This window comes from Plantibacter cousiniae (nom. nud.) (genome assembly GCF_977070315.1).
Genome location: NZ_CDRVEU010000001.1, coordinates 710,172 through 722,391, shown reverse-complemented (window position 1 = coordinate 722,391; position 12,220 = coordinate 710,172). Strand labels below are relative to the sequence as shown.

Annotated in this window: 14 protein-coding genes; 8 read left to right on the top strand and 6 right to left on the bottom strand. The window is 61.2% G+C overall.

Annotation, left to right across the window (positions count from 1 at the left end; translation table 11 throughout):
• Positions 1 to 40 precede the first annotated feature (40 nt).
• Both ACW55A_RS03365 and ACW55A_RS03360 read right to left on the bottom strand, forming a co-directional pair.
• Complete coding sequence (locus ACW55A_RS03365) at positions 41 to 841, bottom strand: class II glutamine amidotransferase (RefSeq protein WP_003368302.1); 801 nt, start codon at positions 839 to 841, stop codon at positions 41 to 43.
• 76 nt (positions 842 to 917) lie between these two features.
• Complete coding sequence (locus ACW55A_RS03360; protein WP_044310482.1) at positions 918 to 1,394, bottom strand: hypothetical protein; 477 nt, start codon at positions 1,392 to 1,394, stop codon at positions 918 to 920.
• Between the two features lie 132 nt (positions 1,395 to 1,526).
• On the opposite strand from ACW55A_RS03360, the gene ACW55A_RS03355 reads away from it, so the two are divergent.
• The 7 genes from ACW55A_RS03355 (at position 1,527) to ACW55A_RS03325 (ending at position 8,404) form a co-directional block, all read left to right on the top strand.
• Positions 1,527 to 3,587, top strand: a complete 2,061-nt coding sequence (locus ACW55A_RS03355) for a S9 family peptidase (RefSeq protein WP_455809523.1) — start codon at positions 1,527 to 1,529, stop codon at positions 3,585 to 3,587.
• Between the two features lie 76 nt (positions 3,588 to 3,663).
• Positions 3,664 to 4,140 (top strand): cyclic nucleotide-binding domain-containing protein, encoded by a 477-nt coding sequence (locus ACW55A_RS03350; protein WP_498810602.1) that lies wholly within the window; start codon positions 3,664 to 3,666, stop codon positions 4,138 to 4,140.
• A gap of 66 nt (positions 4,141 to 4,206) precedes the next feature.
• On the top strand, positions 4,207 to 4,581 hold the full coding sequence (locus ACW55A_RS03345; RefSeq protein ID WP_003317410.1) for a YajD family HNH nuclease: 375 nt from the start codon (positions 4,207 to 4,209) through the stop codon (positions 4,579 to 4,581).
• Positions 4,582 to 4,667: 86 nt separating this feature from the next.
• On the top strand, positions 4,668 to 6,446 hold the full coding sequence (locus ACW55A_RS03340) for a copper resistance system multicopper oxidase (protein WP_498810601.1): 1,779 nt from the start codon (positions 4,668 to 4,670) through the stop codon (positions 6,444 to 6,446).
• An 8-nt stretch (positions 6,447 to 6,454) separates the two neighbouring features.
• Entirely contained in the window at positions 6,455 to 7,351 is an 897-nt protein-coding gene (locus tag ACW55A_RS03335; RefSeq protein ID WP_455809525.1) for a copper resistance protein B, read from the top strand.
• A 66-nt stretch (positions 7,352 to 7,417) separates the two neighbouring features.
• Entirely contained in the window at positions 7,418 to 7,918 is a 501-nt protein-coding gene (locus ACW55A_RS03330) for an RNA methyltransferase (RefSeq protein ID WP_003317406.1), read from the top strand.
• 105 nt (positions 7,919 to 8,023) lie between these two features.
• Positions 8,024 to 8,404: a hypothetical protein gene (locus ACW55A_RS03325; RefSeq protein ID WP_498810600.1), complete on the top strand. Its 381-nt coding sequence runs from the start codon at positions 8,024 to 8,026 to the stop codon at positions 8,402 to 8,404.
• Positions 8,405 to 8,408: 4 nt separating this feature from the next.
• Here ACW55A_RS03325 and ACW55A_RS03320 read toward each other — a convergent pair whose 3' ends face one another.
• Complete coding sequence (locus ACW55A_RS03320) at positions 8,409 to 8,858, bottom strand: YcgN family cysteine cluster protein (RefSeq protein ID WP_003368281.1); 450 nt, start codon at positions 8,856 to 8,858, stop codon at positions 8,409 to 8,411.
• A 210-nt stretch (positions 8,859 to 9,068) separates the two neighbouring features.
• On the opposite strand from ACW55A_RS03320, the gene ACW55A_RS03315 reads away from it, so the two are divergent.
• Complete coding sequence (locus ACW55A_RS03315; protein ID WP_455809526.1) at positions 9,069 to 9,662, top strand: nitroreductase family protein; 594 nt, start codon at positions 9,069 to 9,071, stop codon at positions 9,660 to 9,662.
• A gap of 66 nt (positions 9,663 to 9,728) precedes the next feature.
• Here the strand turns inward: ACW55A_RS03315 and ACW55A_RS03310 are convergent, their stop codons facing one another.
• From ACW55A_RS03310 to rnd, 3 genes are all read right to left on the bottom strand, one after another.
• A complete protein-coding gene (locus ACW55A_RS03310; RefSeq protein ID WP_003430860.1) occupies positions 9,729 to 10,661 on the bottom strand; it encodes a D-2-hydroxyacid dehydrogenase in 933 nt (310 codons plus the stop codon).
• A gap of 70 nt (positions 10,662 to 10,731) precedes the next feature.
• Positions 10,732 to 11,025, bottom strand: a complete 294-nt coding sequence (locus ACW55A_RS03305) for a YcgL domain-containing protein (protein WP_003317401.1) — start codon at positions 11,023 to 11,025, stop codon at positions 10,732 to 10,734.
• The gene (gene rnd / locus ACW55A_RS03300; protein WP_498810599.1) at positions 11,022 to 12,155 is read right to left on the bottom strand and encodes a ribonuclease D; all 1,134 of its coding nucleotides are present in this window, start codon (positions 12,153 to 12,155) and stop codon (positions 11,022 to 11,024) included. Before rnd ends, ACW55A_RS03305 begins: the two co-directional genes overlap by 4 nt.
• Positions 12,156 to 12,220: the final 65 nt, after the last annotated feature.

The window sequence follows — 12,220 nt, the reverse complement described above, 5'->3', positions numbered from 1 at the left end:
CCCTCTTCTTTTTTATCCAGTAAGCCGATGGGCCGGTGTCTCAGGGCCTGGTCGTTTCAGTGACGGTGTCGACCGAGCCCTGCGCCACGCACTCACCCTTGCGCCACAGGCTCCACTGGCCCGGCTCATAGCGGTTCCAGTTTTCGTTCTCGGTCAAAGGTTCGGTCGCGATGACCGTGACCACGTCGTGCGGCGTCGTTTCAGCCTGAAAATCGACAATCACGTCGACATCTTTCAACCTCGCCGGACCGAATGGGGCACGGCGGGTGATCTGAACCAGTTTGGTACTGCAAAAGCAAAACAGCCAGTCACCGTCGCTCAACAAACAGTTGAACACGCCTTTGCTGCGATATTCGGCACACGCCTGGATCAGAGAAGGCAGCAATTCCTCGACTTCGACCGGTTCGGGAAAGGCTTCGCGGACGCGATTGAGCAGGTCGCAGAATGCCGCTTCGCTGTCGGTATCGCCCACCGGCCGATAAAAGGTAACGCCCGGGGTAAAATCCGCCAACTGACCATTATGGGCAAAGCACCAGTTACGGCCCCAGAGTTCACGCACGAAAGGATGGGTATTGGACAGGCAGACCTTGCCGACGTTGGCCTGACGAATATGGCCAATCACGACTTCGCTTTTGATGGGATAGCGCTGCACCAGTTGTGCGACTTCCGATTCGCTGCTGGCTGCCGGGTCCTGAAACAGGCGCAGGCCGCGGCCCTCGTAGAAGGCAATGCCCCAGCCATCGCGATGCGGACCAGTGCGGCCGCCCCGCTGCATCAGCCCGGTAAAGCTGAAGACTATGTCGGTCGGGACATTGGCGCTCATGCCCAGTAGTTCACACATGCTCAGGTTCTCGCTTCAAGACGTTTTGCAGCAGGTCACGCGCCGCTGCTAACGGTGCTTGCCAACGAAGCGGGAGCTACAGCCGCGGCTCGACCCGTGCAGCCCTGGTCGGCGGAAGGGGCGCAGCGTTTCTGCGAGCGTAGTGATCGTCTTCGGCAAACGGTTCGTCAGCAGGGTCGGTGTCCACAGGCTGGGCCGCAGGCTTGGGTTGGCGAGCCTTGCGGCTGCGTTCGATCGGCCAGCGGATCAGCACGAACAGCAGGTACGCGGCGAAGGCGAACATGCCGTACATGGCAAGGTCCGACACGGCGGTCCAGACATTGCTGCCGACCTTGAACATCAGGTCGAGCGCGGTGATCGCCACGGCTGGCGCCATCGCGTCCTTGGCAGGGTCGACCATGGTCGGCGTAAACAGCAGCACCGCGACCGCCACCAGCAACGGCTCCTTGAGATACCGCCACATCCAGCGGGTCATCAGAAACCATACCAGCAGGCAACCCAACGCGGCGAAGGCGTAGACGCTCCAGGCGATCAGATAGTCGTTTTCGGTCATGACGTCCGTGGTAAGCCAGGTAAGGAGGCGCTTATGATAACGGCTTTTGCCTGACGCGGCTTGCCTCGCTGCAGTATTCGGTTCAGCGTGTACCGATATTTTCCTGATTGATGCCTTAACAGAGAGCCTAGCATGTCCTTCTCGAATGCAACCTCCAGCGCCCCGATCGCTCGCAAGGCCGACGGTTCCGACCCCTACGCCTGGCTGCAGAACCGCGACACTGACGAAGTGCTCGACTACCTCAAGGCCGAAAACGCCTGGCAGGAGCAGCAACTGGCAGAGCAGGCCGGACTGCGCGATAGCCTGTTTGAAGAGATCAAGGGCCGTATCCTCGAAACCGACCTGTCGCTGCCCTCCCCCTGGGGGCCGTACCTTTATTACACCCGCACCACACAAGGCGACGAATACGCCCGGCACTACCGCTGCCCGCGCCCGGCCGACGACAGCAACACGGTGGATGAAAACGCTGAGGAGCTGTTGCTCGACCCCAACGAGATGGCCGATGGCGGCTTTTTCTCACTGGGCGCGTTCAGCATCAGCCCGGATCACCAGCGTCTGGCCTACAGCCTGGACACCAGTGGCGACGAGATATACGAGCTGTACGTCAAAGAGCTGAGCACCGGTCAGATCAGCAGCCTGCCTTTCGAAAACTGCGACGGCAGCATGACCTGGGCCAACGACAGTCAGACCCTGTTTTTCGGCGAGCTGGACGAAACCCATCGTCCGGGCAAGCTGCATCGCCATACTCTGGGCACGTCATCAGCCGAGCTGGTGTTCGACGAGCCGGACGGCAGATTCTTCCTGCATTGCTTCCGCAGCAGCTCAGAGCGCCAACTGATCATTCTGCTCAACAGCAAAACCACCAGCGAAGCCTGGGTACTGGACGCCGATCATCCGCAACAGGCCTTCACCTGCCTCGCGCCACGCAGCGAAGGCCACGAATACTATCCGGACCACGGGCTGCTCAATGGCGTCTGGACCTGGTTCATCCGCAGCAATCAGAGCGGCATCAACTTCGCGCTGTATCACGCTGCGCAACAAGCCAGTGATGTACCGGGGCGCGAGGACTGGCAGACACTGGTCGCGCACGACGACCAGGTCATGCTCGAAGGCGTCAGCCTCAACGCCAAAGGCATCAGTCTGAGCCTGCGCGAGGGCGGCCTGCCGATCATCGAAGTGCGTCCGCAGGCCCTGCCGACTTATCGCGTACAGCTGCCTGACACCGCGTACAGCCTGTACGTGCAGGACACGCTGGAATTCGACAGCGACAAGATTCGCTTGCGCTACCAGTCGCTGAACCGTCCGGCCCAGGTCCGCCAATTGACCTTGGCCAGCGGCGAGCAGGTAGTGCTCAAGGAAACCCCGGTACTGGGCACCTTCGACGCCGATGGCTACGTCAGCCAGCGTTTGTGGGCCACGGCCAGCGATGGCACCCAAGTGCCGATCAGCCTGGTGGTCAAGCGCGAACTGGCCGGACAGGCCACCCCGCTGTATCTGTACGGCTACGGCGCCTATGGCGAGAGCCTCGACCCGTGGTTTTCCCACGCCCGTCTGAGCCTGCTCGACCGTGGCGTGGCGTTCGCCATTGCTCATGTGCGCGGCGGCGGCGAGCTGGGCGAGGCCTGGTATCGCAACGGCAAGCAGGAACACAAACAGAACACCTTCGGTGATTTCATTGCCTGCGCCGAACACCTTGTTGCCCAGGGGCTGACCAGCGCCGAACAATTGGTGATCAGCGGTGGCAGCGCCGGTGGCCTGCTGATCGGTGCGGTGCTCAACCAGCGGCCAGAGCTGTTCAAGGCAGCGATTGCCGAAGTGCCGTTCGTCGATGTGCTGAACACCATGCTCGACCCGGACCTGCCGCTGACCGTCACCGAATACGACGAATGGGGCAACCCGCAGGAGCCCGAGGTCTACGCGCGTATCAAGGCTTACGCGCCCTACGAAAACGTCACGGCCCAGGCCTACCCGGCCATGCTGGTCATCGCCGGTTATAACGACAGCCGCGTGCAGTATTGGGAAGCCGCCAAATGGGTCGCGAAGTTGCGCGCCACCAAGACCGACGACAATCCGCTGCTGCTCAAGACCGAACTGGGTGCCGGGCACGGTGGCATGAGCGGTCGCTATCAGGGCTTGCGTGACGTGGCGCTGGAGTACGCGTTTATCTTCAAGGTATTGCAGATCGCTGAATGAACTTGGTGTGAAACACCTGTCTTACTAGGATCGGGGGCAGCGGAGTTGCCCCTTTGTCAGGATTACCAGACCTCACATGTCAGAACCACTGTCCAACCTGAACAACGCCATACGCGACATGCTGCTGGATTGCGGCCTGTTCGACACGCTGCTGCCGGGCGATTTCTCTACCGTAGCCGGCTATTTCAGCATTACCGATATCGATAAAGGCGAGACCATCTTCGCCGAGGGCGATGCCGGAACCTTCATGTGCATCATCCATCAGGGCACCGTGTCTGTGCAGAAGCTTGCTGCAGACGGTCAACAGGTGGAAATCGCCGTTCTGCGGCGCGGACGCGCCTTCGGAGAAATGGCGGTGCTGGATGGCGAGCGCCGCTCCGCCAGTTGTATCGCAGCCACCAGTTGCCAGCTATTGAACCTGGGCCGTGATTCGCTGGACAAGATGCTCGAGGACGCGCCGAAAATCGCCGCCAAGATCATTCGCGCCCTGGCCATCTCGTTGTCCAAGCGCCTGCGCATGGTCGATGGTCAATTACTCTCCCAGCAGGTGTGAGTTTGCCCATCTGGCGCTAAACTTGCCGACATTCCGCTTTCAATGCGCACACGCACAGGTGACACCATGAGCACGGCCAATCCTCCTTCCCATACTGCCAAGCTGGACCGCATCCTGGCCGACGCCCAGCGCGACCGCGAGATGGGCTACCGCGACAAGGCGCTGCGCATGTACCCGCACGTTTGCGGCCGCTGCGCGCGCGAGTTCGCAGGTAAACGCCTCAGCGAACTGACCGTACACCACCGCGACCACAACCATGACAACAACCCGCAGGACGGCTCCAACTGGGAGCTGCTGTGCCTGTATTGCCACGACAACGAGCACTCGCGCTACACCGATCAGCAGTACTTCGCCGATGGCTCCCTGGGCAGTCCGAAAACCGCCAAGGCGACCCACAACCCGTTCGCTGCACTGGCCGGGCTGATGAAAAAGGACGAGTGACCTCGGTACCTTCAACGCCCCGCGCTCCCACGCCCTACCCGCACTTCTCCTGGCCTGCGGCCACCCGACCGACCGGATATTTCGCCATGCCCACCCGAACCTCAAGACGAACCTTTGTGAAAGGGCTGGCCGCCAGTGGCCTGCTCGGCGGCCTCGGGCTATGGCGCAGTCCGGCGTGGGCGGTGACCAATCCGGGTCAGCCCAACGGGTTGTCCGGCACTGAGTTCGATCTGTATATCGGCGAAACCCAGGTCAACATCACCGGCAGCGCCAGGACCGCGCAGACCATCAACGGCGGCATTCCTGGCCCGCTGCTGCGCTGGCGCGAAGGCGACACCGTGACCCTGAGGGTCAAGAACCGGCTCGACGAAACCACGTCCATCCACTGGCACGGCATTATCCTGCCGGCCAACATGGACGGCGTGCCAGGGTTGAGCTTTGACGGCATCGCGCCGGATGGCCTGTATGTCTACCGCTTCAAGGTCAGGCAGCACGGCACCTACTGGTATCACAGCCACTCCGGCTTCCAGGAACAGTCGGGGGTCTACGGGCCACTGGTGATCGACGCGAAAGAGCCGGAGCCGTTCGAATATGACCGCGAACACGTGATCATGCTCAGCGACTGGACCGACGAAAAGCCGGTCCAGCTGATGAAAACGCTCAAGAAACAGTCCGATTACTACAACAATAACCAGCGCACCGTTGGCGACTTCATCAACGACGTGGGTGAAAAGGGCTGGAGCGAGACCACCAGGGATCGCTGGATGTGGGCGAAGATGAGAATGGACCCGACCGATCTCGCGGATGTCAGCGGCGCAACCTACACCTACCTGATGAACGGTCAGGCGCCGAACATGAACTGGACCGGGCTGTTCAAGCCTGGCGAGCGGATCCGACTGCGGCTGATCAACGGCTCGGCAATGACGTACTTCGACGTGCGTATTCCGGGCCTGAAGATGACCGTGGTGGCCAGCGACGGCCAGCACGTCAAGCCGGTGACCGTCGATGAGTTGCACATCGCAGTGGCGGAAACCTTCGACGTGATTGTCGAGCCGGCGGAAGGTGCCTATACCCTGTTCGCCCAGTCGATGGACCGCACCGGTTATGCCCGTGGCACCCTGGCCAGCAGGCCCGGCCTGCTGGCTGTCGTTCCGCCCCTCGATCCACGCCCGCTGTTGAGCATGGATGATATGGGCATGGCGGGCATGGATCATGGCAGCATGAACCACGCCGCAGCCCCGACAACGCACGACATGTCAGGCATGGACCACAGCAAGATGGGTCACGACGCGATGCCCGCAATGGACCACACGCAGATGCCGGCCCCGAAAACGCCGAACCCGCAATCGCACCCCGCGAGCGAAAACAATAACCCGCTGCTCGACATGCAAGCCATGAGCACCTCGCCCAAGCTCGACGATCCGGGCATCGGCCTGAGGGGCAATGGCCGTAGAGTCCTGACCTACGCTGATCTGCGCAGCACCTTCGAAGACCCGGACGGTCGTGAGCCAAGCCGCACGATCGAGCTGCACCTGACCGGGCATATGGAAAAATACGCCTGGTCGTTCGACGGTGTGAAGTTCTCGGACGCCAAACCGCTGATGCTCAAATACGGTGAGCGGGTGCGTGTCGTGCTGGTCAACGACACGATGATGACCCACCCCATCCATCTGCATGGCATGTGGAGCGACCTCGAAGACGAAAACGGCCGGTTCATGGTGCGTAAACACACCATCGACATGCCACCAGGATCACGCCGCAGCTATCGGGTGACCGCCGATGCGCTGGGCCGTTGGGCTTATCACTGTCACATGCTGTACCACATGGAAATGGGCATGTTCCGCGAAGTGCGGGTGGAAGAATGAGGACCTTGATGTTGAGCAGAACGCTGAATTCGCCCCGCCTGCCGATGCTGTTGCTGGCTGCCGGGCTGACCGCTGCACCGTGGACCTTGAGCATGGCCGCCGGTATGGAAGGCATGGACCACGGCAGCCATGCGATGCATATGGATGCCAGCGACAGCGAGGACGCGTCCTCGACGCAGTCTGCGCCCGCCCAGAGCCGAACCCCGATCCCGCCGATCACCGATGCGGACCGGGCTGCGGTGTACACCAGCCACGCCGGCCATCAGGTCCATGACAGCGCCATCAACAGTTACTTTCTGGCCGACAAGCTGGAATGGCAGGACGCCAATGACGGCAGCGCGCTGGCCTGGGACCTGTCCGGCTGGATCGGCGGTGATATCGACCGCCTGCTGCTGCGCTCCGAAGGCGAGCGAACCAACGGCAAGACCGAAGAAGCGGAAATCCAGGCGTTGTGGGGCCACTCGATCAGCCCTTGGTGGGACGTGGTCGCCGGAGCACGTCAGGATTTCAAACCGGGCGCGCCGCAAACCTGGGCCGCCTTTGGCCTGCAGGGCCAAGCCATTTCGGATCTGGACATCGAGGCCACTGCGTTCATCGGTGAAGCCGGACAGACCGCCGCTCGCCTGGAGGCCGACTACGACCTCCAGTTGACCAACAACCTGGTGCTGCAGCCCACCGCGGAGCTGAACTTCTATGGCAAGAACGACCCGCAACGCGGCAACGGTTCGGGCCTGTCGACCAGTGAGTTCGGCCTCAGGCTGCGCTACGAGATCACCCCGCAATTCGCCCCTTATGTCGGCGTGAGCTGGGACCGCTCCTACGGCAAGACGGCTGAGTACGCGCGCGAGGACGACGAAGACACCCAGGACGCGCGACTGGTGGTCGGCGTGCGCATGTGGTTCTGAACACAGTCAATGGCATTGCTCTGAGGCTGCCGTATAATCCCCGGTTTTCTTCAGAGCACCCTCCCCGTGGCCAACAAACGGTACGCCTGCATCGGTCTTTACAACCCCAAGTCCCCGGAAAACGTCGGCTCCGTGATGCGTGCGGCCGGCTGTTACGGCGTGGCGTCGGTGTTCTATACCGGTAAACGCTATGAGCGCGCGCGGGACTTCATCACCGACACCAAGAAAATCCATCAGGACATCCCGCTGATCGGCATCGAAGACCTCAAAAGCATTCTGCCGCTGGGTTGCATCCCGGTGGCCGTCGAATTGGTCGACGGCGCCCGCGCACTGCCCGAATACACCCACCCTGATCGCGCGCTGTATATCTTCGGCCCGGAAGATGGCTCGCTGGATCAGGAGATTCGCGACTGGTGTGAAGACGTGGTCTATATCCCGACCGAGGGCTGCATGAATCTGGCGGCGACCGTCAACGTCGTCCTCTACGACCGCATGGCCAAAGGTATCAATACCCGTTCGGGCCCGCAGTTCGGTCGCGAGAAAATTGATCCGGCCAGTGACCGCTGACGGAAAAGCATTGAACCTGTGTCGCGCGCGGGCAGTCAGTTTCTCTGAATCGAGCAACTGCTTCCAATTTGCCAACTCCGACCTACTACCTCATGGAGAGCCATCATGCGCGACACCCCGATCATCGAACGCATCGACACACCTGAACTGCTTCAACGCAACCCCGAGCAGAATGTACAGGGCTGGGAGCGCATCGGCTCACTGGCTGGCGGCGTACTGCTGATGGGTAAAGGCGTCCGTCGTGGCGGCTTTCTGGGCCTGATTCAACTGGCCATCGGCGGCGCGGCACTGGCTCGCGGCATCAGTGGTCACAGCTCGGCGAAAAGCCTGATGGAAAAAGGCCGCAGCGATCTGCAAAGCGCACGCTCGACCATCGAACGTGCTGGTGCAGAACTGAACACCCTCAAGGACGACGCTGAAAATGCCGTGAAGACGGCGGCTGTCAAAGGCGTGGAAGCGTTGACCGAGCCAAAGCCGGTCATTTAAGCGTTCAACCTGCGCGAAAAATCAGGTAATCCTCCCAGTCGTCTTCGGCCACATTGTTCTCGCTGAGCATGCGGCCTGACTGGGAGATGCGTTCGTGATGCACGGCCGTGCGATCACCACACACCAGATGGTGCCAGAGCGGCAAATCCTTGCCCTCGCTGACCAGACGATAGCCGCAGGTCGGTGGCAGCCATTTGAATTCATCTGCCTGACCAGGCGTTAGCTGAATGCAATCGGGCACCGAGGCACGACGGTTTGCGTAGTCGGAGCACTGGCAGGTTTTCAGATCCAGCAGCTTGCAGGCAATTCGCGTGTAATAAACCGCGTTGTCTTCCTCATCCTCAAGCTTCTGCAGGCAGCACAGACCACAGCCATCGCACAACGACTCCCACTCCTGGGTATCGAGCTGGTCAAGGGTCTTGCGAATCCAGAAGGGTTCAACTTTAGCGGCCATGGTTCGGACAACGGTATCGATAATGAAAAGGCCGCCAGTCTAGAGGTACACGCGGTGCGGGCCAAGCACTTGCGACTGCCGGTAGCCGGGACTTGTCAGCGACGGGGCAAAACAGTAGCGTTAACGGGTTTTCAGTGCGTTCAAGCGATGCCTGCCGACCACGGCCCATCAAGCCACGCTCGTTTTCAACCTTCGCTATCAAGGACTTCCATGAGCACGAACCCTCGCATCGCCGATCACCCTATCGACCCGCAATTCACCGAGCGCTGGTCGCCACGTGCCTTCAGTGGCGAAAGCATCGACCAGGAAATCCTGCTGAGCTTTTTCGAAGCCGCACGCTGGGCACCCTCAGCGTATAACTCGCAGCCCTGGCGCTTTCTCTATGCACGTCGCGATACGCCAAACTGGGAGCGTTATCTGGGCCTGCTGAACGAGTTCAACCGCAGCTGGGCGCAACACGCGGCGGCCTTGGTGATCGTCATTTCCAAGACCACCTTCGTCGCCCCCGGCGCAAGCGAAGAGAGCCCGGCGCTATGGCACACCTTCGACACGGGTTCGGCATGGGGTTACCTGGCACTGCAGGCCAGCCTGAGCGGCTGGCACACCCACGGCATGGCCGGTTTCGATCAGGATCTGACCCGCAAGGAACTGAATATTCCCGAGGGCTACGCTGTGCACGCGGCCATCGCGATCGGCAAGCTGGGTGACAAGTCGACCCTGCCGGACTACCTGCAAGGCCGCGAAGTGCCAAGCCCGCGCAAGCCGCTGGCAGAACTGGCCGCCGAAGGTGATTTTTCGCTGTAACTGACTGGTTGCAGTAATCGATGCGTGCGAGCCGGCGCCTGAAACGTCGGCTCGTTGGCAAGGGCGTCAGTAACCTCGCGAAAAATCGACCTCGCCGCGCAGCGCTTCTCCTGCCTGGAAAGCTTGCAGGTTATGGACGAAAAGCTCGGTCATGGCCACGGGCGAGGTAGGCGCCGAGCTGTGTCCGGTCAACAGCAGACCGTAGGCAGTCCAGAACGGATGCCGCTGCGGCAAAGGCTCCTGACGGCAGACGTCAATCACCGCGCCAGCCAGATGCCCTTCCTTCAACGCCTCTACCAGATCCGCATCGACAACCGCCACGCCGCGCCCGACGTTGATGAACAACGCCGTGGGCTTGAAGCTGGCGAACAGCTTGGCATCGTACAGGTCGTGCGTCTCGGGCGTGTTGGGCAGCAGGTTGATGACGTAATCCATCTCGCCGAGCAGACGCGTCATGTCTGACAACGCCGTCACTTCGATGAACGGTTCCTGTGTGCGCGCACTGGAAGCCACACCGTACACCTGCACACCGAACGGCAAGAGGAACTCGGCAACCCGCTGACCGATATCACCGGCACCGACGATCAATGCCTTGCGGCCCGACAGACTCTGCCCGGTCCGGTTGTCCCACTTGCGTTCGACCTGGCTCATCAGGCGCGCCAGCACCTCGCGCTCATGGCCAAGCATGTAGGTCAAAACGAATTCGGCCATGACCTGACCGAAAATCCCGACTGCACGGGTCAGGCGATATTCCCGCGACAGGCTGTCAGCCAGCAGCGGTGTGATGCCCGCCCAGGTGGATTGCAGCCACTGCGGCTTGTGCCCCTGCCGCAACAGGTTGGCCATCAGGTCCGGCTGTCCCAGCCAGACCGGGCAGTCGCTGGCCATGCGCGACAGCTCGGCAGAATCGCCAGTGCTGAAAACTTCCAGATCAGGCGCAGCCTTGCGCAACAATTGGGTGTAAACGTGGTAATCGTGCTCGGCAATCAGAACGCGCATGTTTCAAAAACCTTAAAAACAGGACAGGCAACCCACGTCGATGTGGGCTGCTTTACAACGTGGGCAACGATTACATGGGATCGTTGCGGCGCAGCAGCTCTTCGGGCAGGTGCTCGATGTAATCGTCTTCAGCCGGCGGCATCTGCAAGTGATAGCCCTGGCTGTCAAGGTTCTCAAGCACCACATTGATATCTTCACGCGACAGCGCCCGCTCGGGGCTCAGCACCAGATCGAATGCATGAACCGGCTTGCCGAACGCCACCATCAGCTCTGGAGGCACACGCTTGAGAACGTCGCTCTTCAGGACGTAAAGGTACATCTCGTTTCTTTTCGGGCTGCGATAAATCGAGCAGATGCGCTTCAAGACGGTTCTCCGGGGGTGGCCAGGCTGTCCAGCAGCGCCTGACCCATCAACTCGAGACGCCAGCCACGCAGCGAGTCGGGTAATTGGTAAGGACCATCGGGGTAGCCGCTCTTGAGCAGGGCTTCGAGGGTCTTCTTGCGCAGCATCAGTTCCGGGGCCATGTCCAGTTGCTCGGCATACTGCTGACCGATTGCACGCAGACGCTTGATCGACCCGGCGGCATCGATGGGCAATGGCTCGGGCAACGCAGGTGGCCACTCTTCTGGAGGCAGCACGCTCGCGGTCTTGATCAGCTCGAGCAGAAACTCGCCGTCATGGCGAACCGTACGCGGGTGCATGTCTTCGATCCGCGCCAGCGCGCCGAGGTTGTCCGGCTGGGTCTTGGCCAATGGCCAGAGCGAGTGTTCGCGCACGATACGGTTGCGCGGCAGGTTGCGGGCACGCGCCTCGCGCTCACGCCAGGCACACAGCTCGCGCAGCACCGCCAGCTGGGCACGGGACAACTTCCAGGCCAGCTTGGCGTCGCGATACACCTCGTATGGGTCCACCTCACGGCGCAGGTTGGCGACCAGTTCAGCGCCATCATCCAGCAGCCAGGCGTATTTGTCGTCGGACAAGCGCGGGCGCAGGATGGTGAACAGCTCGGCCAGGTGCACGGCATCTTCGGCCGCGTAGCTGATCTGCGTTTCCGACAGCGGACGCTGCAGCCAGTCGGAGCGGGTTTCGCCCTTGGGCAGGTCGATGTCGAGGACCTCCTGCACCAGACGCGAGTAACCCATGGAAAAACCGAGGTTCAGGTAGGCAGCTGCCAATTGGGTATCGAACAGCGGAACCGGCAGGCTGCCGGTCAGGCGCAGCAATACCTCAAGGTCTTCGCTGCACGCGTGCACCACTTTGATGACGTCGGGGTTTTCGAGCAACGCAGACAGCGGCCGCCAGTCGTTGATCAGCAATGGATCAATCAGCCAGGCGCTCTGCCCGTCGCCGATCTGCAGCAGCGCAGCGATCGGATAAAAAGTGTCGACCCGCATGAACTCGGTGTCGAGCGCCACGAAAGGCAGTGACTGCCATTGTGCGCAATGCCGGGCGAGGCTGTCGTCGTCGCGAATCCAGTGAATATCGATGGCCACACGGCTCTCCCTTCAACAATGGCGCGCAGTATATATCGTCATGGGAGATTATCGCGCGTCTGTCG